The organism is Streptosporangium sp. NPDC000239, assembly GCF_040300765.1.
Taxonomy (GTDB): Bacteria; Actinomycetota; Actinomycetes; order Streptosporangiales; family Streptosporangiaceae; genus Streptosporangium.
In genome coordinates this window covers 54,670-75,424 of the sequence record NZ_JBEPEI010000023.1, presented here as the reverse complement: position 1 = coordinate 75,424, position 20,755 = coordinate 54,670, and the positions used below count along the sequence as shown (strand labels likewise).

At 70.2% G+C, this 20,755-nt stretch carries 22 protein-coding genes; 15 read left to right on the top strand and 7 right to left on the bottom strand.

Translation table 11 applies throughout. The features are described 5' to 3' along the window. Positions 1-4 precede the first annotated feature (4 nt). From ABT340_RS36945 to tsaD, 7 genes are all read left to right on the top strand, one after another. Positions 5-1,099 carry an alpha/beta fold hydrolase gene (locus tag ABT340_RS36945; protein ID WP_352015567.1) on the top strand — a complete coding sequence of 365 codons (1,095 nt, stop codon included), beginning with the start codon at positions 5-7 and terminating at the stop codon, positions 1,097-1,099. Next, complete coding sequence (gene tsaE / locus ABT340_RS36940; protein WP_352015566.1) at positions 1,096-1,548, top strand: tRNA (adenosine(37)-N6)-threonylcarbamoyltransferase complex ATPase subunit type 1 TsaE; 453 nt, start codon at positions 1,096-1,098, stop codon at positions 1,546-1,548. The genes ABT340_RS36945 and tsaE overlap by 4 nt, the downstream gene beginning before the upstream one ends. Before the next feature lie 179 nt (positions 1,549-1,727). After that, the gene (locus ABT340_RS36935) at positions 1,728-2,384 is read left to right on the top strand and encodes a hypothetical protein (protein WP_352015565.1); all 657 of its coding nucleotides are present in this window, start codon (positions 1,728-1,730) and stop codon (positions 2,382-2,384) included. Between the two features lie 9 nt (positions 2,385-2,393). Next, positions 2,394-2,945: a class F sortase gene (locus ABT340_RS36930; RefSeq protein WP_352015564.1), complete on the top strand. Its 552-nt coding sequence runs from the start codon at positions 2,394-2,396 to the stop codon at positions 2,943-2,945. Positions 2,946-3,043: 98 nt separating this feature from the next. After that, entirely contained in the window at positions 3,044-3,727 is a 684-nt protein-coding gene (tsaB, locus tag ABT340_RS36925; protein ID WP_352015563.1) for a tRNA (adenosine(37)-N6)-threonylcarbamoyltransferase complex dimerization subunit type 1 TsaB, read from the top strand. Then, positions 3,724-4,176 carry a ribosomal protein S18-alanine N-acetyltransferase gene (gene rimI / locus ABT340_RS36920; protein WP_352015562.1) on the top strand — a complete coding sequence of 151 codons (453 nt, stop codon included), beginning with the start codon at positions 3,724-3,726 and terminating at the stop codon, positions 4,174-4,176. Before tsaB ends, rimI begins: the two co-directional genes overlap by 4 nt. Continuing rightward, positions 4,169-5,200 carry a tRNA (adenosine(37)-N6)-threonylcarbamoyltransferase complex transferase subunit TsaD gene (tsaD, locus tag ABT340_RS36915; protein WP_352015561.1) on the top strand — a complete coding sequence of 344 codons (1,032 nt, stop codon included), beginning with the start codon at positions 4,169-4,171 and terminating at the stop codon, positions 5,198-5,200. The genes rimI and tsaD overlap by 8 nt, the downstream gene beginning before the upstream one ends. Before the next feature lie 10 nt (positions 5,201-5,210). Here the strand turns inward: tsaD and ABT340_RS36910 are convergent, their stop codons facing one another. Further along, the gene (locus tag ABT340_RS36910) at positions 5,211-6,269 is read right to left on the bottom strand and encodes an alkene reductase (RefSeq protein ID WP_352015560.1); all 1,059 of its coding nucleotides are present in this window, start codon (positions 6,267-6,269) and stop codon (positions 5,211-5,213) included. Between the two features lie 128 nt (positions 6,270-6,397). On the opposite strand from ABT340_RS36910, the gene ABT340_RS36905 reads away from it, so the two are divergent. After that, positions 6,398-6,916: a MarR family winged helix-turn-helix transcriptional regulator gene (locus tag ABT340_RS36905; protein ID WP_352015559.1), complete on the top strand. Its 519-nt coding sequence runs from the start codon at positions 6,398-6,400 to the stop codon at positions 6,914-6,916. A gap of 5 nt (positions 6,917-6,921) precedes the next feature. Here ABT340_RS36905 and ABT340_RS36900 read toward each other — a convergent pair whose 3' ends face one another. From ABT340_RS36900 to ABT340_RS36885, 4 genes are all read right to left on the bottom strand, one after another. Further along, positions 6,922-8,304, bottom strand: a complete 1,383-nt coding sequence (locus tag ABT340_RS36900) for a hypothetical protein (protein WP_352015558.1) — start codon at positions 8,302-8,304, stop codon at positions 6,922-6,924. A gap of 210 nt (positions 8,305-8,514) precedes the next feature. Next, positions 8,515-9,678 (bottom strand): class I SAM-dependent methyltransferase, encoded by a 1,164-nt coding sequence (locus ABT340_RS36895; RefSeq protein WP_352015557.1) that lies wholly within the window; start codon positions 9,676-9,678, stop codon positions 8,515-8,517. A gap of 40 nt (positions 9,679-9,718) precedes the next feature. Further along, positions 9,719-10,357, bottom strand: a complete 639-nt coding sequence (locus ABT340_RS36890; protein ID WP_502992583.1) for a Uma2 family endonuclease — start codon at positions 10,355-10,357, stop codon at positions 9,719-9,721. A 148-nt stretch (positions 10,358-10,505) separates the two neighbouring features. Next, positions 10,506-11,846 (bottom strand): FAD-dependent oxidoreductase, encoded by a 1,341-nt coding sequence (locus ABT340_RS36885; RefSeq protein WP_352015555.1) that lies wholly within the window; start codon positions 11,844-11,846, stop codon positions 10,506-10,508. 100 nt (positions 11,847-11,946) lie between these two features. Here ABT340_RS36885 and ABT340_RS36880 point away from each other — a divergent pair, with 100 nt between their 5' ends. The 5 genes from ABT340_RS36880 (at position 11,947) to ABT340_RS36860 (ending at position 15,873) form a co-directional block, all read left to right on the top strand. Then, a complete protein-coding gene (locus tag ABT340_RS36880; RefSeq protein ID WP_352015554.1) occupies positions 11,947-12,459 on the top strand; it encodes a MarR family transcriptional regulator in 513 nt (170 codons plus the stop codon). Between the two features lie 183 nt (positions 12,460-12,642). After that, positions 12,643-12,954: a co-chaperone GroES gene (groES, locus tag ABT340_RS36875; RefSeq protein ID WP_184712660.1), complete on the top strand. Its 312-nt coding sequence runs from the start codon at positions 12,643-12,645 to the stop codon at positions 12,952-12,954. A gap of 90 nt (positions 12,955-13,044) precedes the next feature. Further along, the gene (groL, locus tag ABT340_RS36870; RefSeq protein WP_352015553.1) at positions 13,045-14,667 is read left to right on the top strand and encodes a chaperonin GroEL; all 1,623 of its coding nucleotides are present in this window, start codon (positions 13,045-13,047) and stop codon (positions 14,665-14,667) included. Between the two features lie 272 nt (positions 14,668-14,939). Next, positions 14,940-15,578: a sigma-70 family RNA polymerase sigma factor gene (locus tag ABT340_RS36865; protein ID WP_352015615.1), complete on the top strand. Its 639-nt coding sequence runs from the start codon at positions 14,940-14,942 to the stop codon at positions 15,576-15,578. Positions 15,579-15,669: 91 nt separating this feature from the next. Beyond that, the gene (locus ABT340_RS36860; RefSeq protein ID WP_352015552.1) at positions 15,670-15,873 is read left to right on the top strand and encodes a hypothetical protein; all 204 of its coding nucleotides are present in this window, start codon (positions 15,670-15,672) and stop codon (positions 15,871-15,873) included. Here ABT340_RS36860 and ABT340_RS36855 read toward each other — a convergent pair. Then, a complete protein-coding gene (locus ABT340_RS36855; RefSeq protein ID WP_352015551.1) occupies positions 15,834-16,211 on the bottom strand; it encodes a DUF5319 family protein in 378 nt (125 codons plus the stop codon). The genes ABT340_RS36860 and ABT340_RS36855 overlap by 40 nt on opposite strands. A gap of 98 nt (positions 16,212-16,309) precedes the next feature. Beyond that, positions 16,310-17,308, bottom strand: coding sequence for a helix-turn-helix transcriptional regulator (locus ABT340_RS36850; protein ID WP_352015550.1), 999 nt, complete (start codon positions 17,306-17,308; stop codon positions 16,310-16,312). Between the two features lie 547 nt (positions 17,309-17,855). On the opposite strand from ABT340_RS36850, the gene guaB reads away from it, so the two are divergent. Together guaB and ABT340_RS36840 are read left to right on the top strand one after the other, a co-directional pair. Beyond that, positions 17,856-19,337 (top strand): IMP dehydrogenase, encoded by a 1,482-nt coding sequence (guaB, locus tag ABT340_RS36845; protein WP_352015549.1) that lies wholly within the window; start codon positions 17,856-17,858, stop codon positions 19,335-19,337. An 85-nt stretch (positions 19,338-19,422) separates the two neighbouring features. After that, positions 19,423-20,541 carry a GuaB3 family IMP dehydrogenase-related protein gene (locus ABT340_RS36840; protein ID WP_352015548.1) on the top strand — a complete coding sequence of 373 codons (1,119 nt, stop codon included), beginning with the start codon at positions 19,423-19,425 and terminating at the stop codon, positions 20,539-20,541. Positions 20,542-20,755: the final 214 nt, after the last annotated feature.

Genomic DNA, 20,755 nt, shown 5'->3' with positions numbered 1-20,755 from the left:
TCGCATGAGCAACACCGCACGGCGCAGGGTCGGCATCGCGGGAGCCGTCGTCGGCGCCGCGTCCGCCGGGGTGGCCGCCGCGGCCCTCGCCAAGCGGTACGCGGTCGGGCGCATCAGGCTCCGCCCCGACCTGGAGATGAGCGAGCCCCTCGGCGAGCTGCGCGGTGAGCCGGTCGGGGTCACCACCTCCGACGGCGTCGGCCTCTACGCCGAGGTGGACGGCGTCGAGGACTCCCCGCTCACCGTGGTGCTCTGCCACGGCTACACGCTCAACCTGGACTCCTGGCACTACCAGCGGCGTGACCTGCGCGACTCCCACCGTCTGGTCCTGTGGGACCAGCGCGCGCACGGGCGCTCGCCGCACGCGGGCGCCGAGGGGTGCACGATCGACCGGCTCGGCGACGACCTGGCCGAGGTGATCGAGGAGCTGGTGCCCGGCCCGTGCGTCCTGGTCGGCCACTCCATGGGCGGGATGACCGTCATGGCGCTCGCAGAACGCCACCCCGAGCTGTTCGGCGACAAGGTCAGGGGTGTCGCGCTGATCTCCACCTCGGCGGGCAAGCTGGCCGAGATCTCCCTGGGGCTTCCCGCGCTGCTGTCGAGGGCGGTGCACAGGGTCACCCCCGGCACGGTCGCCCTGCTCGGCAGGGGCGGCGCGCTGGTCGACAAGGGGAGGCAGGCGGGCAACGACGTGGCCTTCCTGCTGCTGCGTCACCTGGGCTTCGGCGACCCGAAGAACGTCAGCCCGACGGTGGTCGACTTCGCCGAGTCGATGATCCGCTCGACGCCGTTCGAGGTGATCGCCGACTTCTACCCCGCGCTGATGTCGCACGACAAACTGGGCGCGCTCGGCGTCCTGGACGACGTGCCGACCTCCATCATCGTGGGGGACAAGGACTGGCTGACGCCGATCGAGCACAGCAGGGCCATCGCCGCCGCGCTGCCACGGGCCCAGCTCACCGAGGTTCCCGGAACCTCGCACCTGATCCAGCTCGAACGGCCTACCGTCGTCAACGACGCGCTGCGCGACCTGCTCAAGCGGGCGGCGGCCGAACCAGGGGGCACGGAGCCCGCGGACACAGAGGAGACGAACCGGTGAGAGTCGTGGCGACCGCGGAGGAGATGCGCGAGCTGGGCGTCGAACTGGCCGGGCTGTTGCGCGCGGGAGACCTCGCGGTGCTGTCCGGGCCGCTGGGCGCGGGCAAGACGACCCTGGTCCAGGGGATCGCGGAGGGGCTGAAGGTGCGCGGGCCGATCACCTCCCCGACCTTCGTCATCGCCAGGGTCCACCCCTCGCTGTCCGGCGGCCCCGCGCTGGTGCACGCCGACGCCTACCGTCTCGGCGGGAACCTGGAGGTCGACGACCTCGACCTGGACGCCTCCCTCGAAGACTCGGTGACGGTCGTCGAGTGGGGTGAGGGCCTGGTCGAGGGACTGACCGAGGACCGCCTTGAGATCAGCGTCGAGCGCGCCGAGGCCGCGGGCGAGACCGAGGAACGGACCGTACGGCTGCGCGGCGTCGGCGCCCGCTGGGAGGGCGTTGTCTGATTCACCCCCGTAGGCCCGGGAATCCTGGCACTCTGGCATCACATCCCACTTGGGATAGATGATCGGGACCGAAGATCGACCATGCGGTTATGTCCATGTTTAATGGGGATCAGGCGGGAAGTTAAGCCGAGCCAGGGTCGTCGGCCGGACTGCGAAGTGGAGTGCGACGGGTGCCAAGGGTGAAGCGTGTCGCGGTTCTGGGGGCTGCCGCCCTCTTCGGAGTGGCCGGATGCTCGGCCCAGCCCACCACGGAGGGCACGAACGGGAACACCTCACCCGTGGCGGATCGGACCACGATCAGCAGGCAGGACATCGAGGTCCAGCTCCAGCCCGCCCGCGCCAAGGCCGGGCAGAAGGTGTGGGTGCTGGCCAACTGCCCCATCCCCGAGGGCGGCCCGGAACACCGGGGAACCGCCTCCGCCGAGGTCTTCAGCGCCGCGATCACCCTTGAGCCGATCCTGGCGACTCCGAGCCCCTCCGCCTCCGCGACCGGCACGCCCGCCGCGCGCCCCTGGGTCCGCGGCCAGGCCACCGTCGCCGACGGCGCCAAGACGGGTGTCTACGACGTCAACACCCGGTGCGAGGGCACCAACGACACCGGCAAGGCCAGCCTGAGGATCGTCTCCGACGGAGAGTCGAGCTCGAAGCCGACCTCGCGCCCGAAGCCGACCCGCACGATCATCTCGACCCACGGCCCGGCGACCGGCGGCGGAGGCACCGCCGCGGGCGGTCCGGACGACGGCTCGGGCATGCCGCTCGGCACGACCGGGGCCCTGCTCGCCGTCGCCCTGGCCGGCGGAGCGGGCTACCTCGTCGTACGGCGTCGCCGCTCGTAGCGGTAACCGATGGCCTCCTCCCGCTGGACCCGGATCGTCGTCGCCGGGCTCGTCACCGGTTTCGTCATGGTCGCGATCAACAGGGGCGACCGGGACGAGACCCCCGCCCGTGCCGCGGTCGTGCCCAAGCGCCTCGACATCCCCTCGCTGGGCATCGAGGCGCCCCTGATGAAACTCGGCGTCACGGACGGCCAGATCGACCTGCCGCCGTTCGACAGGCCGGACGAGGCCGGATGGCTCAAGGAGAGCGCCGTCCCCGGCGACCCCGGTTCGGCGGTGATCCTCGGGCACGTCGACACCAAGACCGACCCGGCCGTCTTCTACAAGCTCAAGCAGATGCGGGCCGGGCAGGCGATCAAGGTCGTGCGCAGCGACGGCAAGGTCGCCCAGTACCGTGTGGACTCCATCGAGCAGACCAGCAAGGACCGTTTCCCCGCGGACAAGGTCTATCTGGAGGACGGCCTGAGGCTCATCACCTGCGGCGGCACCTTCGACTGGGACAAGCACGAGTACCGCGACAACGTCATCGTCTACGCCACCCTCGTCAAGGCGAAGACCTGATCCGGGACGGAGCGACCGGCCAGGCCGGCGCGCGGATCGACGCGCGCTCGTCGAAGCGAGGACCTGACCCGATCCGAGACGGACTAGGCTAACTGTTCGTGCTGGTCCTGGCCTTTGATACCGCGACCCCCGCCGTCACCGCAGCGCTGCACGACGGCGAGAGGGTCCTGGCCGAGTCGACGACGGTTGACGCCCGTCGGCACGGCGAGCTGCTCGTTCCCACGATCGAGACGGTCCTGCGGGAGGCCGGTGTCGTCCTCGCCGACGTCACGGCCGTCGTCGCGGGCTCCGGCCCCGGTCCCTACACCGGGCTGCGGGTCGGCCTGGTCACCGCCCAGGCCCTGGCGACCTCGCTGGGCGTGCCCGCCTACGGCCTGTGCACGCTCGACGCCGTGGCCTACGGCAGCGGGCTCGAAGAGCCCTTCCTCGTGGCCACGGACGCCCGCCGCAAGGAGGTCTTCTGGGGTCACTACGAGGACCGGCGGACCCGTCTGTCCGGCCCCGCCGTGGACAAACCCCAGGACCTGCCCGCGGACCTGCCGCTCGTCGGCGCGGGCGCGCGGATGTACGCCGAGGTCGTCGGCGCCTCCCGGCTGCTCGACGCGCCCGAGTACCCCTTCGCCGGGGCGATGGCGGCGCTGGCCGCCGAACAGCTCGGCCGGCCCGACGTCGCGGAGGTCGTGGAGAGCGGCACGCACCCCGTGCTGAGCCTGCCCAGGCCGATCTACCTGCGCCGTCCCGACGCCCAGGTGCCCGCGCCGCCGAAGAGGGTCTCCGCGTGAGCGTGGTCCTGCGCCCGATGACCCACGACGACCTGCCCGAGGTGATGAAGGTCGAGCGGGAGACCTTCCCGCTGGACGCCTGGAGCGAGGGCATGCTCCGCGGCGAGCTGGACGACCAGCCCAGGACCAGGCACTACGTGGTCGCCGTCGTCGGCGAGGAGATCGTCGGCTACGCCGGGCTCTACGCGGCGGGGGACCAGGCGGACGTGCAGACCATCGCCGTCTCCGAGGGCCACCGCCGGGCCGGGATCGGCGGGGCCATGCTGACCGAGCTGCTCACCGAGGCCGTACGGCGTGGCGCCACGTCGGTCTTCCTTGAGGTGCGCGCGGACAACTCCGGCGCCCAGGCCGTCTACGAGAGGTTCGGATTCGAGCGGATCGGCCTGCGCCGCCGCTACTACGAGGACGGCACCGACGCGATCATGATGAAGAAGGACCTCAATGCGTGACGAACCCCTGGTGCTGGGCATCGAGACCTCCTGCGACGAGACCGGGATCGGCATCGTCAGGGGGCACACCCTGCTGGCCAACACGATCGCCTCAAGCGTCGAGCAGCACGCCCGGTTCGGCGGCGTCGTGCCCGAGGTCGCCTCACGGGCCCACCTTGAGGCGATGACCCCGACCATCGAGCGCGCCCTCGACCAGGCGGGTCTGCGTCTGACCGACATCGACGCGATCGCGGTGACCGCGGGCCCGGGCCTGGCGGGCGCCCTGCTCGTCGGCGTCGCCGCCGCCAAGGCCTACTCGCTCGGACTTGGCGTGCCCCTGTACGGCGTGAACCACCTGGCCGCCCACGTGGCGGTCGACCAGCTCGAACACGGCGCCCTGCCCAAGCCCTGCATCGCGATGCTGGTCTCCGGCGGTCACTCCTCGCTGCTGCTGGTGCCCGACGTCGCCAAGGAGGTCATCCCGCTGGGCTCGACCGTCGACGACGCCGCCGGAGAGGCCTTCGACAAGGTGGCCCGGGTGCTCGGCCTGCCCTTCCCCGGAGGTCCCCACATCGACCGGGTGGCGGGCGGCGGCTCGGGTACGGCCATCGCCTTCCCCAGGGGCAAGCACGACGACGGGACACTCGACTTCTCCTTCTCCGGGCTGAAGACCGCCGTCGCCCGCTGGGTCGAGGCCAGGGAGCGCGCCGGTGAGACGATCCACGTGCCGGACGTGGCCGCCTCCTTCCAGGAGGCCGTGGTCGACGTGCTGACCCACAAGGCCCTGCTGGCCTGCCGGGAGCACGGCGTGCGCGACCTGCTGATCGGCGGTGGCGTGGCCGCCAACTCCCGGCTGCGGGCCCTGGCCCAGGAGCGCTGCGACGCCGCGGGTGTACGGCTGCGCGTCCCCCGGCCCGGCCTGTGCACCGACAACGGGGCGATGGTGGCCACGCTCGGCTCCGACCTGGTCGCGGCCGGGATCTCCCCCTCCCCGCTGGACATCCCCGCAGACTCCTCGCTGCCGATCACCACGGTCCACGTGTGACGGAGGGCCGTCAGGCCGGGTGCAGGGCGAGCGCCGGGTAGTCGGTGTAGCCGGTGTGGTCGCCGCCGAAGGCCTTGGAGAGGTCGGGCTCGTTCAGCGGCGCGCCGAGGCGCAGGCGCACCGGCAGGTCGGGGTTGGCCAGGAACGACTTGCCCAGGGAGACCAGGTCGGCGCCCTGGGCGAGCCAGTGGGCGACGGAGTCGGAGGGGTCGTTCCTCGCGGGGTCGTTGACGATGAGCGCGTTCGGCCACAGCGCGCGGACCCGCCCGTCGAACTCCGCCGAGCCGCCCGCCAGGTGGTGCAGGTAGACCAGGCCGATGTCGGCCAGCTCGGCCAGCAGCGCCGGGTAGACCTCGTTCGCGTCCTCCTCGGCCAGGTCGTGGATGCCGGTGGCGGGGGAGATCCTGATGCCGACCCGGTGCGCGCCGATCGCGTCCGTGACGGCCCGCGCGGTCTCGACGGCGAAGCGGATGCGGTTCTCGACGGAGCCGCCGAAGCGGTCCTGACGCAGGTTGGCGTTCTGCGACAGGAACTGGTGGATGAGGTAGCCGTTCGCCCCGTGCAGCTCGACCCCGTCGAACCCGGCGTCGATCGCGCGACGGGCGGCGTCGGCGAAGTCGCCGACGGTCGCCTCGACCTCCTCGGTGGTCAGTTCGACGGGGATCGGCGTGTCCTGCGGGCCGTTCGGGGTGAAGATCTGGCCGCTCGACCGTACGGCCGACGGGGCGACGGGGATCGCACCGGTGTTGTCCGGGTGGCCGACCCGGCCCGCGTGCATGAGCTGCGCGAAGATCCGGCCACCCGCCGCGTGGACGGCGTCGGTCACCTCACGCCATCCGGCGACCTGGTGGTCGGTGTGCAGACCCGGCGTGTCCATGTATCCCTTGCCCGCCGCGCTCGGCTGCACCCCCTCGGAGACGATCAGACCGGCCGAGGCGCGCTGCGCGTAGTACAGGGCGGTCAGCGTGGAGGGGATGCCGTCCACGTAGGCACGGGAACGGGTCATGGGGGCCATGACCAGGCGGTTTGGCAGTTCCAGGGCACCGAGCCTGAACGGGGAGAACGGCATGGCTGATCCCTTCGGGATTCTAATATGGTCGGCTAACTTGGGCGACCAACTTGGTCGGCCAAGAGTTAGTTCTACAACTTGGGCGACCAACTTGCAAGGAGTAGGCTGGAGTCGAACAGGAGGACGAGATGACGCTTCCACGGCTTGACGAGGAACCGGCGGGGGTCGAAGCCTGGGAGGAAAGCCCTGACAGCCTGAACTGCCTGATGATCCAGGCCGCCCGAGGGCACCGCACGCTTATGGCCGGTCTCCTGGCCGAACTCGACCTCTACCCGGGCCAGGAACGCACCCTGACCCTGCTCTGGGAGTACGGCCCGCAGCCGCAGAACGTGCTCGCCAGGCTCATCGGCATCGACATGTCCACGATGACCAAGACCCTCCAGCGCCTCGAACGCAGCGGCTTCGTCAGCCGCGCGCCCAGTCCCGCCAACCGCCGCGTCAGCATCGTCAGCAGCACTCCGAAGGGCGACGCCCTGCGTCCCGAGGTCGAACGCGTCCTGGCGGAGGTCCACCGCCGGATGACCGGCGGCCTGAGCCCGGAGCAGGCGGGGGAGCTGACCCTGCTGCTGAAGGTGGTCAGGAACAACCTGTGCGGTGAGGAGGCGTGCGACACCTCCCCCTGCCTACCGGGCGACACCATGTGCTGAAAGCGTCAGTCCCCGTTGCCGTGGGGCCGGCACAGCAGGGCCTCGGCGAGGACCAGCACGGTCTCCTCAAGCGCGCCGAGCCTGTCGGCCGGGCCTGCGCCGGCGGGCTCGACGGCCCGGGTCAGCGCCTCGGTGAGCCGCTCGCGGCCCGGCTGGGCGCGCAGCGTGTCGCCCAGGGGGGCGAGAGCCGCGCGGGCCTGGGCGACGCGCTCCTCGAACGGGTCAAGGCGCCGCTGCTCCCGGGTCTGCAGCAGGCCCTTCAGCCGCTTCCCGGCCCCGGTGACGTGCGCCTGCACGTCCTCCGGCCGCCCGGTGTGGCCGTCGAGCGTCCGCAGCCGGGCGTCGACGGCCTCGATCCTGTTGAGGGTCCGCCCCTCGACGTCGTCCAGACGCTCGTCGAGGGCGTCGAACCGCGCCTCGTGACGGGCGGCGATCTCACCGAGCCGCTCGTTCGTCTCCGTCATCCGCCGCTCAAGCGCGGCCAGCCGCCTGTCCAGGTCGCTCAGACAGTCTCCGACGTCCTCGGTCAGGCCGTCGAGCCTGACCATGATCATGTCGATCTTGCCGCTCACCTGCTCGACGGCGTCCGACAGACGGCGGGTCGCCTCGGCGACGACCCCCTGGAAGCCCGCCGACAGCTCGGGCAGGCCCTTCTCAAGGGACCCCGTACGCCGGACCAGCTCACCCAGCCCCTTGTCCAGCCGGGTGAACCGGCCCGCGGCCGCGTCCATGCCCGTCTGGAGACGGCCGAGCCGCTCGGTGGTCTCGCCGTTGTCCTGGGTCTTGCCGGTGAGCACCCGGAGCCGGGTGAGCGCCTCGTCGGTCTTCTCGCTCACGGCGCTGAGATCGGCCCACAGGCGCGGCAGCCCGTCCAGGGGGACGATCTGCGCGCCGACCGACTTGACCTCCCGGGTCAGGAAGCCGACCCGTGCGCCGACCGAGTCCACGTGGTCGCGGACCGCCTCGACGTGCTGGGCGAGCCCCTGGACCCAGGCGGGCGGGCGGGTCAGGGCCTTGTCGAGGCGGCCGGTCACGGACTCGAGCGTGCCGTTCAGCCCGCTCTCCCGATCCCTGGCCTCCCGCAGCAGCCACTCCACGCCGTCGAGGCGCTGACGGATCTCGTCGAGCCCGGTGCCCTGGGGGCGCTGGTCGTACACGGGCGCGGGGGAGAGCTTCTCGTACACGGGCGTCTGGGGGCACTGGTCGTAAATGGGCGCGGGGGGGAGCTGCTCGTAGACGGAGCTCTGCGGGCGCTGCTCGTACGCGGGCCCCTGCGGGAGCTGCTCGCGCACGGGGTCCTGGGCGGCGTGCGCCAGCAGTTCGCGCATCCGGTCGAAGATCGGGCTCTGCTCGTCCGCGTGGAACAGGGTGTGGCCGGAACGATCCACGGAAAACCCCTTTCCCCACCGACGGTCGGCCACGCGGCGGGTTTTAATGTTTCTTTAAGGACTTTGTTTTTAATTTACCGAGGAATGTAGGCCGAGTTTTCCCCGGAAATCCATGCGTGAGTAACCCTAGCCCCTGAGACATGTGTCCTCCGTGTCAAATTTAAAAAAGACAGATCGCCGGTTAATTGCTTGATGTACCGTTTTGCCAGTTCAGGAAGGGGTGCATATCAGGGCGAAAGGCCTTTCCTCGATCCTGGTGAGAATAACGACCGCGGATTCGCCCCCGGTCAGGCGAAGGTCCTTTCTGAGGCGATCGACGTCGACCGCGGAGCCCCTCTTTTTGATCGTCACGTTTCCCACTCCACGCTCACGCAGCGCCGCCCTCAGCCGTTTGAGCGAGAACGGCAGAGTCTCGTGGACCTCGTACCGCGCCGCCCACGGCGTCCGCTCCGTCCCGTTCCCCGTGATGTAGGCGATGCGCGGGTCGAGCAGGTGCCCGCCGACCGCGTCGGCGACCTCCGCCACGAGGTGGGCCCTGATCGCCGCCCCGTCCGGCTCGTGGACGTAGCGCCCGACCGGGCCGTGCCCGGCCGTACCGAGCTTGGGGTCGGGGGTCAGCGTCGCGCCGGACGGCAGCATCGTGGCCCTGCGCTCGACCTCGCCTGCCAGGGCGCCGCACCAGATCGCGGCCTCCTTGACCTCGCCCCGGTGGGAGACCCACTCGGCCTCCGCCCCCGGCGGGATGAACGCGTAGTCGATCCCCGGGGCGACCTTCAGGCACGCGGCCCTCGCCTGGCGCGCCATCTCCACCACCTGGGGCCACGGTGGTGAGTAGGCCATCGGATCGAAGGTCCTGCCCCGGGCCGTACGGCGGGCGGGGTCGGCGAACAGGACGTCGAAGCCGGACGGGTCGACCGTGGCGGCGTCGGCCGCCCGGACCGTGACCCGGTCGCCGAACCCCAGCGCGTCGGCGTTGGCCTGGGCGACCGCGGCGGTGAGCGGGTCGGCGTCGACCGCCTCGACCACGCATCCGGCCCTGGCCAGGGCCAGGGTGTCCCCGCCGATGCCGCAGCAGACGTCGGCGACCCGGGAGCCCAAGGGGACGCGCCGGGCGCGGTGGTCGGCTACCTCGCGGCGGGTCGACTGCTCAAGGCCGTTCGGCGTGAAGTACATCACCCCGGCGTCGGCGCCGAACTTCTCCACGGCGCGGCGTCTGAGCCCCGCCTGGGTGAGCGCCGCGGAGGTCAGGTCGGCGTCGTAGGTCTTCCTGAGCCGGGTGACCGCCGCGACCGGGTCGTCTCCCGCGGCTCCGGCGGCGGCCAGGGCCTCCTGGCCTCGGGGTGTCAACAGCTCCAGGAACGAGTCAAGCTCCACACCGCCCGACGCTACCGCCTCGGACGGATGGAGCCTCTCCTCAGCCCAGCAGGGCGGTCAGGTCGATCGTGGCGGGGAAGGGGACCTGGACCGAGAGCTTGTCACGGTGGATGCCGGTGGGAACGTAGGCACGCGTCGCGGAGTCGAGCTCGTAGACGTACACGGCGGGAACGCCGTTCTCAGCCTCGACCCGCCAGAAGTGGGTGATGCCGGCGGCCGCGTAGCGCCTGGGTTTGACCTCCCGGTCGCGGAACTCGGATTCGGGCGAGACCACCTCCACGACCAGGTGGACCTCCTCGGGAACGTAGGCGGTGCGGTCGTGCTCGCGGTCCAGGGCGGCGTCGATGAGCAGAACGTCGGGACACGGGCGTTGTCTCACGCCGAGTACGACGTCCATCTGGGTCGCCACCGCGAGGTGCTCGGGCGCCTGGGCTTCGAGACTGTTCGCGAGCCTGCGGATCACGACATCGTGGAAACGCTTCTGGGGGGACATGAAGATGAGGGCTCCATCGACGAGTTCGACGTGCTTGAAGAAGTCCGGCTCGCCGTGGGGGCCCTCCTGGGGAAGCCGGTCGAGGTCGTCGGCCGTCCATCCGCCGGGCGGCGGATAGGGCCAGTTGGCGAGAAGCTCGCCGACCTCGCGCGTTGCGCTCGTCTCCTCGCTCAGCGTGCTGGTCACATCGCTCACCGTAGCGTCTTTCCCGTCACCGTTCGTAGCCATCGGGTCGCGTTCCCCCCCGGTGCTCGCTCGTATGTTCCCGAAGTCGTATGTTCCCCGATGAGCGTCCCGGTGTCGCCCCGAAGCGCGGGAATCGGGGTGAAGGTCCTCAGGCGTCCGCGGCGCGGTAGGCCACGAGGGCGTCGACGAACCTCCTGCGCAGCGCCGGGACCCGGCCGACCGCGCGGAAGAACGTCCGGTTGGCCGCCAGGACCGCCCGGCCGACGACCGGCCTGTGCAGCAGGTCGTCGCCGTTGGTGCCGTTCTGGGCGAGGGAGTCGGCGACGCGGGCGAAGCCGTACGGGATCATCTCCGCCTCGTAGGCGGCGACGGCGTCCAGCAGCGGGGCGCCGTCACGGACGGTGATGAGCCGCCTGGTCAGGAGCATCGCGTCGCGCAGGGCGGTGTTGGCGCCGACGCCCCGCCCGGGGGTCATGGTGTGCACGGCGTCGCCGAGCAGGGTGACGTTGGTGGTCTCCCACGGGTCCACCGGCTCGGAGGTGCGGATGGCGATGGGGAAGCAGCTGCCCGGGTCGGCGGCCCGGAACAGCGCGCGCAGGTCCGGATGCCAATTGGGCGTCATGTCCAGGACCACCCGTTTGAGGTCCTCGCCGCGCAGGTCCATCACCCCGGGCGGGAACCTGCGGGCCGAGGCGGAGAAGCCCCAGTTGATGTAGTCGCGGGTGTTGTCGTACAGCAGGCCGGGCCAGCGCGCGATCAGCTCCGCGTCGTTGCCGCCGACGCCGTGCTTGACCTCGCCGTCGCGGTCCCACTTGAACTCCATGACGTGCCAGATGCAGAACTGGCCCTTCGGGGCGAAGGTGGCGGAGATCCCGTTGAAGACCTCCTCGGGCAGCAGCGCCCTGGTCTCCGGGGTCACCGCGACCTTGGCGGAGACCGCGATCACCCCGGTGTCCCTGACCTTCGCGTGCGGGAGGTACTGCCTGCGGACCCTGGAGCCGGTGCCGTCGGCGGCGACGAGCAGGTCGCCGGTGGCCGAGGTGCCGTCGTCGAAGAAGGCGGTCACGGTGCCGTCGGCGCCGTGCTCGTAGTGGGTGAAGGTCTTGCCGAAGCGCACGACGTCGTCCATCCCGGTGAGCAGCACCTGGCGCAGGGTCATCCGGGAGACCGAGCGTTCGCTGTGGACCGGGTCGGTGCTCTCCGGCAGCCGGAAGGAGGCGACCGTCCTGCGCCGTTCGGTCAGCACGTTGAAGTGGGCGGGCGTCCTGGCGCAGGTGGCGGTGTAGGTGTCGAACAGCTCGGGGGGCAGGCACTCGCGGAGCGCCTGGTTGCCCGTCGGGTCGATGCCGACGCGGTAGCCGTGCACGCCGTCGGCGCGGGTGCGGTCGCGTTCGTAGACCGCGACCGAGATCCCGGCGCGCCGCAGGCCGTGGGCCAGGCACATTCCGCCGGTGCCCGCACCGATGACGATCACGTGGAGAGGGGACACGGGTCTCCCTTGGAGGACGGGTCTGGACAGGGGTGTTCTTCTCGAACGCCATGTATCTTGATGTTCGAGGCATATTTAGCTTGATGGTCGAGAGGCTTGAATGTCAAGGGAAAATGGTCCCGCGCATGGGGACGGCGCTCTCAGGGCGGAGCTGGGGCAGGAGGTCCAGGCGGGTCAGACGGCCGTCGACGCCTTCGACGAGGCGGTCGCGATCCACCTCGGGGTGAACAGGACCGACCTGCGCTGCCTGGAGATCCTGGTGCGCGAGGGGTCTGAGGGGAACGTCACACCCAGCGTCCTCGGGACGGGCCTGGGGCTCACCACGGGCAGCGTCACCGCGATGCTCGACCGCCTCGAACGGGCCGGATACCTGACGCGCTCCCCCGATCCCGGGGACCGCAGGAAGGTGGTCGTGCGCGCCACCCCCGAGACCCTCGCGAAGGTCGAGGAGCTGTACGGTCCCGTCGTCGAACGGGGGAGGCGGCTGATCTCGGGTTACTCCGACGAGGAGATCCGTTTCGTGCTGGGTTTCCTGCGCGGTTCGCGGGAGCTGTACGAGACCGAGATCGCGCGGGTCAGAGGCCTGCCCGCGGCGGGGCGGCGCAGGGTTTGAGGTTCGCGTACCCAGTGCGGAGGCGGTTCGTGTTGACTGTCAAGGCCTCCTTGCATACTGTTCCGTATTGGCACTCTCCCGGTGAGAGTGCCAAACATACGCGACGAGGCAGGTCTGACACCCGCGACGGCAGACCGCTGGTCGCCTCTTCTAGATCATTCAAATCTGAAGGGGAGGTCCGACGTGACGACCGCCACCAAGGTTCCCGTTAAGCCGCTCGGCGACCGCATCGTGGTCCAGCCGCTTGAGGCCGAGCAGACCACTGCTTCCGGTCTCGTCATCCCGGACACCGCCAAGGAGAAGCCGCAGGAGGGCAAGGTCCTCGCTGTCGGCCCTGGCAACTGGGACGAGGACGGCGACAAGCGCATTCCGCTCGACGTCAAGGAGGGCGACGTCGTCCTCTACAGCAAGTACGGCGGCACCGAGGTGAAGTACGGCGGCGAGGAGTACCTCGTGCTCTCCGCCCGTGACGTGCTCGCCATCATCGAGAAGTAACCGACACTTCGCAGAGATGACGTATCGAGCCCCGGGTCGCGCGAGCGCCCGGGGCTTTGATGCGCCGACGTGCTTTCAGAGAGGACCACAATGCCCAAGATCCTGTCCTTCGAGGAGGACGCGCGCCGCGCTCTTGAGCGTGGTGTCAACGCCCTCGCCGACGCGGTCAAGGTGACCCTCGGCCCCCGTGGCCGCAATGTCGTCATCGACAAGAAGTTCGGCGCGCCGACCATCACCAACGACGGTGTCACCATCGCGCGTGAGGTCGAGCTGGAGAAGCCGTACGAGAACCTCGGCGCCCAGCTCGCCAAGGAGGTCGCGACCAAGACCAACGACGTCGCCGGTGACGGCACGACCACCGCGACCGTTCTCGCCCAGGCGATGGTCCGCGAGGGCCTGCGCAACGTCGCGGCCGGCGCCCAGCCGCTGTCCCTCAAGCGCGGCATCGACCTGGCCGCCAAGGCCGTCAGCGACAAGCTGATCGACTCGGCCAGGCCGGTCGAGGACAAGAAGGAGATCGCCCACGTGGCGACGATCTCCGCGCAGGACGCCAAGATCGGTGAGCTGATCGCCGAGGCGTTCGACAAGGTCGGCAAGGACGGCGTCATCACCGTCGAAGAGTCCAACACCATGGGCCTCGAACTGGAGTTCACCGAGGGTCTCCAGTTCGACAAGGGTTACCTTTCGCCCTACATGGTGACCGACCAGGAGCGGATGGAGGCGGTTCTCGAAGACCCCTACATCCTGATCAACCAGAACAAGATCGCTTCGGTCGCGGACTTCCTGCCGCTGCTGGAGAAGGTCGCGCAGACCAAGAAGGCGCTGCTCGTCATCGCCGAGGACGTCGAGGGCGAGGCCCTGGCCGTCCTGGTCACCAACAAGATCCGCGGCACCTTCACCTCGGTCGCGGTCAAGGCCCCCGGCTTCGGTGACCGCCGCAAGGCCATGCTGCAGGACATCGCCATCCTCACCGGTGGCGAGGTCGTCAGCGAGGAGGTCGGCCTCAAGCTGGAGCACGTCGGCCTGGAGGTCCTCGGCACGGCCCGCCGTGTCGTGATCACCAAGGACAGCACCACGGTCGTGGACGGCGCGGGCGACGCGCAGGCCATCGCCGACCGCGTCAAGGAGATCAAGCTCGCCATCGAGCAGTCCGACTCCGACTGGGACCGTGAGAAGCTCCAGGAGCGTCTGGCCAAGCTCTCCGGCGGTGTCTGCGTGCTGAAGGTCGGCGCGGCCACCGAGGTCGAGCTCAAGGAGAAGAAGCACCGCCTTGAGGACGCCATCTCCGCGACGCGCGCCGCGATCGAGGAGGGCATCGTCTCCGGCGGTGGCTCCGCGCTCATCCACGTCTCCAAGGTCCTCGACGACCTGGGCCTGTCCGGTGACGAGGCGACCGGTGTCGCCGTGGTCCGCAAGGCGCTCATCGAGCCCGCCCGCTGGATCGCGGAGAACGCCGGCCTTGAGGGCTACGTCGTGACGACCAAGGTCTCCGAGCTCCCCGTCGGTCAGGGCCTCAACGCCGCCACCGGCGAGTACGGCGACCTGATCTCCCAGGGCGTCATCGACCCGGTCAAGGTCACCCGCTCGGCCGTCCAGAACGCCGCCTCCATCGCCGGCATGCTGCTGACGACCGAGGCCCTCGTGGTGGACAAGCCCGAGGAGGAGGCTCCGGCCGCCGCCGGGCACGGCCACGGTCACGGCCACGGCCACTGATCCGCTTTCGCCGTACGGCCCGCATCTCTCACCGGATGCGGGCCGTTTCGTTTTCCGGTAAACCGAAACGTGCCTCAAAGCGTCATGCGAGGATGCGCGTAAGGAGTAAACTTTCATGTGACCAATGGCCGACATAATCAGCGGTCCAATGAAATATTCCTTCAGGTGCAAAGCCTTACTGTGGTCGATTGATTACGCCCCGTTATCACCCTCTCAATGTGACCAATCCGTAGCCGTTCGCCATGACGACAGGCTCGATCGGGGCGGGCATCATGCCTAACGTGACCGAGGGATGCGTCGCCGACGCCAAAAGTGGGGTAAGGCTTGCGACGAGATCTGAAGGGGTCCCCCACAGGGACGATCTCAAGGATCTGACGAGCCTCGCCGTTCAGGGAGATCGCACCGCGATCGAATCTCTGATCGCGCAGTTACGGCCAATGGTCGTCCGATATTGCCGTGCTCGCCTCGGGCGGGTTTCCGGTCAGTACCACATCGCGGACGACGTGGCGCAGGAGGTGTGCATCGCGGTTCTGTCCGCCCTGCCGCGTTATCGCGACATGGGCAGACCCTTCGCGTCCTTCGTCTTCGGCATCGCCTCCCACAAGGTGGCCGACGCGCTGCGCAGTTCGGTGCGCTCCGCCGTACCCACCCAGGACCTTCCCGACGGTCCTGACGAGGGGCCGGGGCCCGAGGAGACCGTGGTGCGCTACATCGAGGCCGAGCACGCCCGCAGGCTGCTCTCCAGGCTCCCGGACAACCAGCGTGAACTGCTCATGCTCCGCGTGGTCTCGGGGTTGTCGGCCGAGGAGACGGGTAACGTGCTCGGCATGTCACCAGGCGCGGTCCGGGTCGCGCAGCACCGGGCGCTCGCGCGGTTGCGCGCGATGGCGGAGCTGGAGTCGACGGCTTGACCGCGGACCAGCCGGGCCGGATCCGTCGGCGCCGCCGGGAAGCATGGAGTGGGTCTCGCCGGTCCGGTGAGACCCGTTGGCGGGTGAGCCCATGACGGCGGTCCACCCCAGGCGTCCCGTCCGGAGATACGGCCCTGAGGAGGAACGGGGCGTCACCGAGACCGACCGCCTTCTCGACGGGCTCTCCCGGCGTGAGCCCGCCTCGTCCTCGGACGTCGCCGTCGGTCTACTGGCCGCGCTGATCGACGACGTCGATCAGCGGTGCCCCTCGGTGTCGGTCACCCCGTCGACGTAACCCCTGGCGTACTCCCAGGTCACATAGTTCGTGGGGTCGGGCTGGTAGGCGGGTTCGTGAACCTGCGGCCTGCCGTTGTCGATCATCTGCCGCAGGTTGCCGCGCAGCAGCTCCCAGTCGAAGTAGTGCTGTTCCCCGCACTCGGGGCAGTCGAGCACCAGCCCGAGCACCCCCTGGGGCTCAAGGAGAGACCGGAAGACCTCGACGTCGGCGAGGTCCGTCATGGCCTCGTCGCGTTCGGCGGAGGTCAGCGACTGGGGGGAGTCCGTCTCACCCAGTGCCGCCGCCGGGTCGTCGGGGTCGTCCGCGAACGGGTCGCGGGGGACGTCGTCGAGCACGATCCCACCTTATGGCCTTGATATGACCTTGATGTGCGGCAGGTCCAACCGGCGGCCCACGGGCACGCGGAGCGACGCGCAGGCGCGCAAAGAGGCCTTCACGTCAGCCAGCCGCGCCGGGCGGCCTCCGCGCCCGCCTGGAAGCGGGACTGGGCGCCGAGCTCGGCCATGGCGTCGGCGAAGCGGGCCCGCACCGTGCGCACCGAGACCCCGAGCTGCCTGGCGATCATCTCGTCGGAGACGCCCTGGGCGGCGAGCCGCAGCACCTGGATCATCCCGTCGCCCCGGCGCGGCCAGGGCAGCGGCGCCGCGCGAGCCCACAGCTCGTCGAAGAGGGAACGCAGCGCGTCCACCACGACGGGGGTTCTGACCAGGTGGAAGTTGTAGGCGCTCTCCGCCAGCGTGCCGCCCCACCGGGCGGGCACACCCGCGGCGTCCGTCCCGGCGATCAGGAACCAGCTCGGCACCGTGTCCAGGGTGCGGACGCGGGCCCCGGCCTGCTGGAACTGGCTCAGCTTCTCCCGCAGCGCGGGGATCTCCAGGGTCTGGACCGGGATGATGTTCCTGGTGGACAGCAGGCCCGCGCGCTGCGCCCCAATCCACTGGTCGGCGTAGCGGTGCGCGAAGTCGTTCATCGTGCGCCGGTCGGGGATGACCGAGAGCAGTTCGAGCGGCGGCGCCTGTACGGCCATGCCGATCACGCTCTCGTACAGCTCGTCCGCCCCGCCGACCAGGTCGACGGAGAACCGGCCCGCCTGGTAGTCGCGGCCCGCGTCGTACTCGTGGATGAGGTCGCGGATCGACCCGACGACGGTGTCGATCCTGCGGCTCTCCGCGGCGAGCCGGTCGAGCCGGTCGGCGAGCAGGTGGCCCAGGGCCGTCGCGGGGTGACGGGCGAGGTACTCGCCGCCCTGCTCGTGGACCACGCCCAGCTTCACCAGGGTGGCCAGCTCGCGGCTCAGCCGCTCAGGCGAGCCGTCCAGGGCGTCGGCGAGTTCGGCGCAGGTTGCGCGGTGCAGGCGTAGCACCGCGTTGTAGAGAGAGATCTGGGCCGAGGTGAAGCCCAGACTCTCAAGCGGCGGTGTGTCGGTACGCATCGGCGAGAGGCTCCAGAGATGGCACGGCGTTCCGCGAGAATAACGTCCCGAAATCACCGGTGTCCGGGCGTTGCGTCTTCTGGGCCTCTTCCGGTCTCGTGGACGACTCGTCCCGAGCCGTCGCCGATCGGGGAACCCGGTCCTTCCTGGGCGGTCGGGTGCAGCTTCGTGCAACTGCACGTCCGTACATTGCGTGTGAACGGAAGGTAACGCAGACTTTACCCAGCGTCGGCGAGGGGCGTGGGCGTAGTGGCCGTTCGGACGCGGAGGGGGGTCCGGCGGCGTGCGGTGTCCCCGCGCCTCCCGCCGGTGACCGGGGAGCCGGGCGGGTCACCGACCGCTCGGTTCCCCAAACCCCGGCCGGGACCGGGCGGTCCGTCGGCCGCCCGGCTCCCGTCCTTCAGGGAGGGGAACCGGACGCTCACCGGCCGTCCGGTTCCCCACCTTCCCCGGTGTCCTCCGGGTTTGGCGCCAGACTCTAAACTGTGACCCGGGGGCCGGCGCCTTCCCCACTCCACTTGAGAGCGCCGTGGCAGGAGGGTCGCAGATGGCAAGGTTCACCGAGACCGGGCTCACGTTCGACGACGTGCTCCTGGTTCCCGCCTATTCGGATCTACAGCCGGGTGAGGCGGAGACCACCACCCGCCTGTCGCGGGGCATCACCCTGCGCATCCCGCTCGTCTCCGCCGCGATGGACACGGTCACCGAGGCGCGGATGGCGGTGGCGATGGCGCGTCAGGGCGGCATCGGCATCCTGCACCGCAACCTCTCCATCGAGGAGCAGGCCCAGCAGGTCGATCTCGTCAAGCGCTCCGAGGCCGGGATGGTCACCAACCCGGTCACCTGCTCGCCCGAGGACACGCTCGCCGACGTCGAGCGCCTGTGCGCGACCTACCGCATCTCCGGTGTCCCGGTGACGGACGAGAACGGCGTGCTGGTCGGCATCGTCACCAACCGCGACATGCGCTTCGAGACCGACCACGGCCGCCCCGTGCGCGACGTCATGACCTCGATGCCGCTGGTCACCGCGCCGGTCGGGGTCTCCAGGGACGACGCCTTCGCGCTGCTGCGCAAGAACAAGATCGAGAAGCTGCCGCTGGTCGACGCGGGCGGACGGCTGCGCGGGCTCATCACCGTCAAGGACTTCACCAAGAGCGAGCAGTACCCCCTGTCCACGAAGGACGCCGACGGCAGGCTCGTCGTCGGAGCCGCGATCGGCGTGGGCGAGGACGCCGAGAAGCGGGCGGCGGCCCTGATCGAGGCCGGGGTCGACGTGGTCGTGGTCGACGTCGCGCACGGCCACTCCAAGGGCCTGGCCGACATGATCTCCAAGCTCAAGGCCAACAGCGGCGTCCAGGTCGTCGGCGGCAACATCGCCACCCGCGCGGGTGCCCAGATGCTGGTCGACGCGGGGGCCGACGCGGTCAAGGTCGGCGTCGGGCCCGGCTCCATCTGCACCACCCGGGTGGTCGCGGGCGTCGGCGCGCCGCAGGTCACGGCCATCCACCAGGCCTCGCTCGCGGCCGGTCCCGCCGGAATCCCGGTGATCGGCGACGGTGGCCTGCAGTATTCCGGTGACATCGCCAAGGCCATCGCGGCCGGGGCGGACACGGTCATGCTCGGCTCGCTCCTGGCGGGCTGCGAGGAGTCGCCGGGTGAACTGATCTTCATCAACGGCAAGCAGTTCAAGTCCTACCGGGGGATGGGCTCGCTGGGCGCGGTCCGCAACCGCGAGCGCGGCGGGACCTCCTTCAGCAAGGACCGCTACGCCCAGGCCGACGTCGGCAGCGAGGACAGGTTCATCCCCGAGGGCATCGAGGGCCAGGTTCCCTACCGCGGGCCGGTCGCCGCGGTCGCCCACCAGCTCGTCGGCGGTCTGCGCCAGGGCATGTGGTACTCCGGGTGCCGCACGATCGAGGACATGCACAGCAGGTGCGAGCTCATGCCGATCACCGCGGCCGGGCTCAAGGAGAGCCACCCGCACGACATCCAGATGACCGTCGAGGCTCCGAACTACCACCGCCGATAGAGTCCCGACCCGGTTCTCGCGACGGGCCGGGCCGTGACGGCACGGTACGGCCCGCCGTACAGGCATGACATGGAAAGACAGGCATATGACTCAGGTGGAGATCGGCCGCGGCAAGAACGGCCGCCGTGCCTACGCGCTCGACGAGATCGGCATCGTTCCCTCCCGCCGCACCCGTGACCCCGAGGAGGTCTCGATCGCCTGGCAGATCGACGCCTACCGGTTCGAGCTGCCCGTCGTGGTGAGCCCGATGGACAGCGTGGTCTCCCCGGCGACGGCGATCGAGGTGGGCAGGCTCGGCGGGCTGGCCGTACTCGACCTTGAGGGGTTGTGGACCCGCTACGACGACCCGACGTCGCTGCTGGCCGAGGTGGCCGAGCTTGAGGGGGAGGCCGCGACCAGGCGGCTCCAGGAGATCTACAACGCGCCGATCAGGGAAGAGCTGATCGGCCGTCGCATCGAGGAGATCCGCGCGGCCGGGGTGACCACGGCGGTGCGGTTGTCCCCGCAGCGCACGGTCCAGTACCACAAGGCCGTCATCGACGCGGGTGTGGACATCTTCGTGATCCGCGGCACCACGGTCTCCGCCGAGCACGTCTCCGGGCGGGCCGAGCCGCTCAACCTCAAGCAGTTCATCTACGAGCTGGACGTGCCGGTGATCGTCGGCGGCTGCGCCACCTACACCGCGGCGCTGCACCTCATGCGGACCGGCGCGGCCGGCGTCCTGGTCGGCTTCGGCGGCGGCGCCTCGCACACCACGCGCACGGTGCTCGGCGTCGCGGTGCCGATGGCCACCGCGATCTCCGACGTGGCCGCGGCCCGGCGCGACTACATGGACGAGTCGGGCGGCCGGTACGTCCACGTCATCGCCGACGGCGGCATGGGCACCTCGGGTGACATCGCCAAGGCGATCGCCTGCGGTTCTGACGCGGTCATGGTCGGCTCTCCTCTCGCCAGGGCCACGGAGGCCCCGGGCCGCGGGTTCCACTGGGGCTCCGAGGCCCAGCACCCCGAGCTGCCCCGGGGCAAGCGGGTGCAGTTCGGCACGGTCGGCACGCTGGAGCAGATCCTGCACGGTCCCTCCTCGGTCGCCGACGGTTCGATGAACCTCATGGGCGCGCTCAAGCGGACGATGGCCACCGCCGGATACTCCGACCTGAAGGAGTTCCAGCGGGTCGAGGTCGTCGTCGCCCCCCAGGGTTCCTGACACCGCCGTTTCTGCCGTGCCCGGAGCGATTCGCTCCGGGCACGCGTGTTTTCCCGCCCGTGCGCCGTGGCCCGGTGCCGCTCCGGAACAGGTCCATCACTGACAGGGAAGGCCCCAGGTCGGGTGTCGTCGGACGGCACGGGAGGCGCGCCGGATGTGCGCTGGGTGCCAGGGATTGGCGCTGGGGGACACTGTCATGGGTGTCGACGCAGAC

Bases quoted from the DNA above. Each gene is read 5' to 3' on its own strand.
- ABT340_RS36945 (WP_352015567.1), top strand. From the start codon at position 5: ATGAGCAACACCGCACGGCGCAGGGTCGGCATCGCGGGAGCCGTCGTC.
- ABT340_RS36930 (WP_352015564.1), top strand. From the start codon at position 2,394: ATGGCCTCCTCCCGCTGGACCCGGATCGTCGTCGCCGGGCTCGTCACC.
- tsaD (WP_352015561.1), top strand. From the start codon at position 4,169: ATGCGTGACGAACCCCTGGTGCTGGGCATCGAGACCTCCTGCGACGAG.
- ABT340_RS36910 (WP_352015560.1), bottom strand. From the start codon at position 6,269: ATGCCGTTCTCCCCGTTCAGGCTCGGTGCCCTGGAACTGCCAAACCGC.
- ABT340_RS36905 (WP_352015559.1), top strand. From the start codon at position 6,398: ATGACGCTTCCACGGCTTGACGAGGAACCGGCGGGGGTCGAAGCCTGG.
- ABT340_RS36880 (WP_352015554.1), top strand. From the start codon at position 11,947: ATGTCAAGGGAAAATGGTCCCGCGCATGGGGACGGCGCTCTCAGGGCG.
- groL (WP_352015553.1), top strand. From the start codon at position 13,045: ATGCCCAAGATCCTGTCCTTCGAGGAGGACGCGCGCCGCGCTCTTGAG.
- ABT340_RS36865 (WP_352015615.1), top strand. From the start codon at position 14,940: ATGCCTAACGTGACCGAGGGATGCGTCGCCGACGCCAAAAGTGGGGTA.
- ABT340_RS36860 (WP_352015552.1), top strand. From the start codon at position 15,670: ATGACGGCGGTCCACCCCAGGCGTCCCGTCCGGAGATACGGCCCTGAG.
- ABT340_RS36850 (WP_352015550.1), bottom strand. From the start codon at position 17,308: ATGCGTACCGACACACCGCCGCTTGAGAGTCTGGGCTTCACCTCGGCC.
- guaB (WP_352015549.1), top strand. From the start codon at position 17,856: ATGGCAAGGTTCACCGAGACCGGGCTCACGTTCGACGACGTGCTCCTG.
- ABT340_RS36840 (WP_352015548.1), top strand. From the start codon at position 19,423: ATGACTCAGGTGGAGATCGGCCGCGGCAAGAACGGCCGCCGTGCCTAC.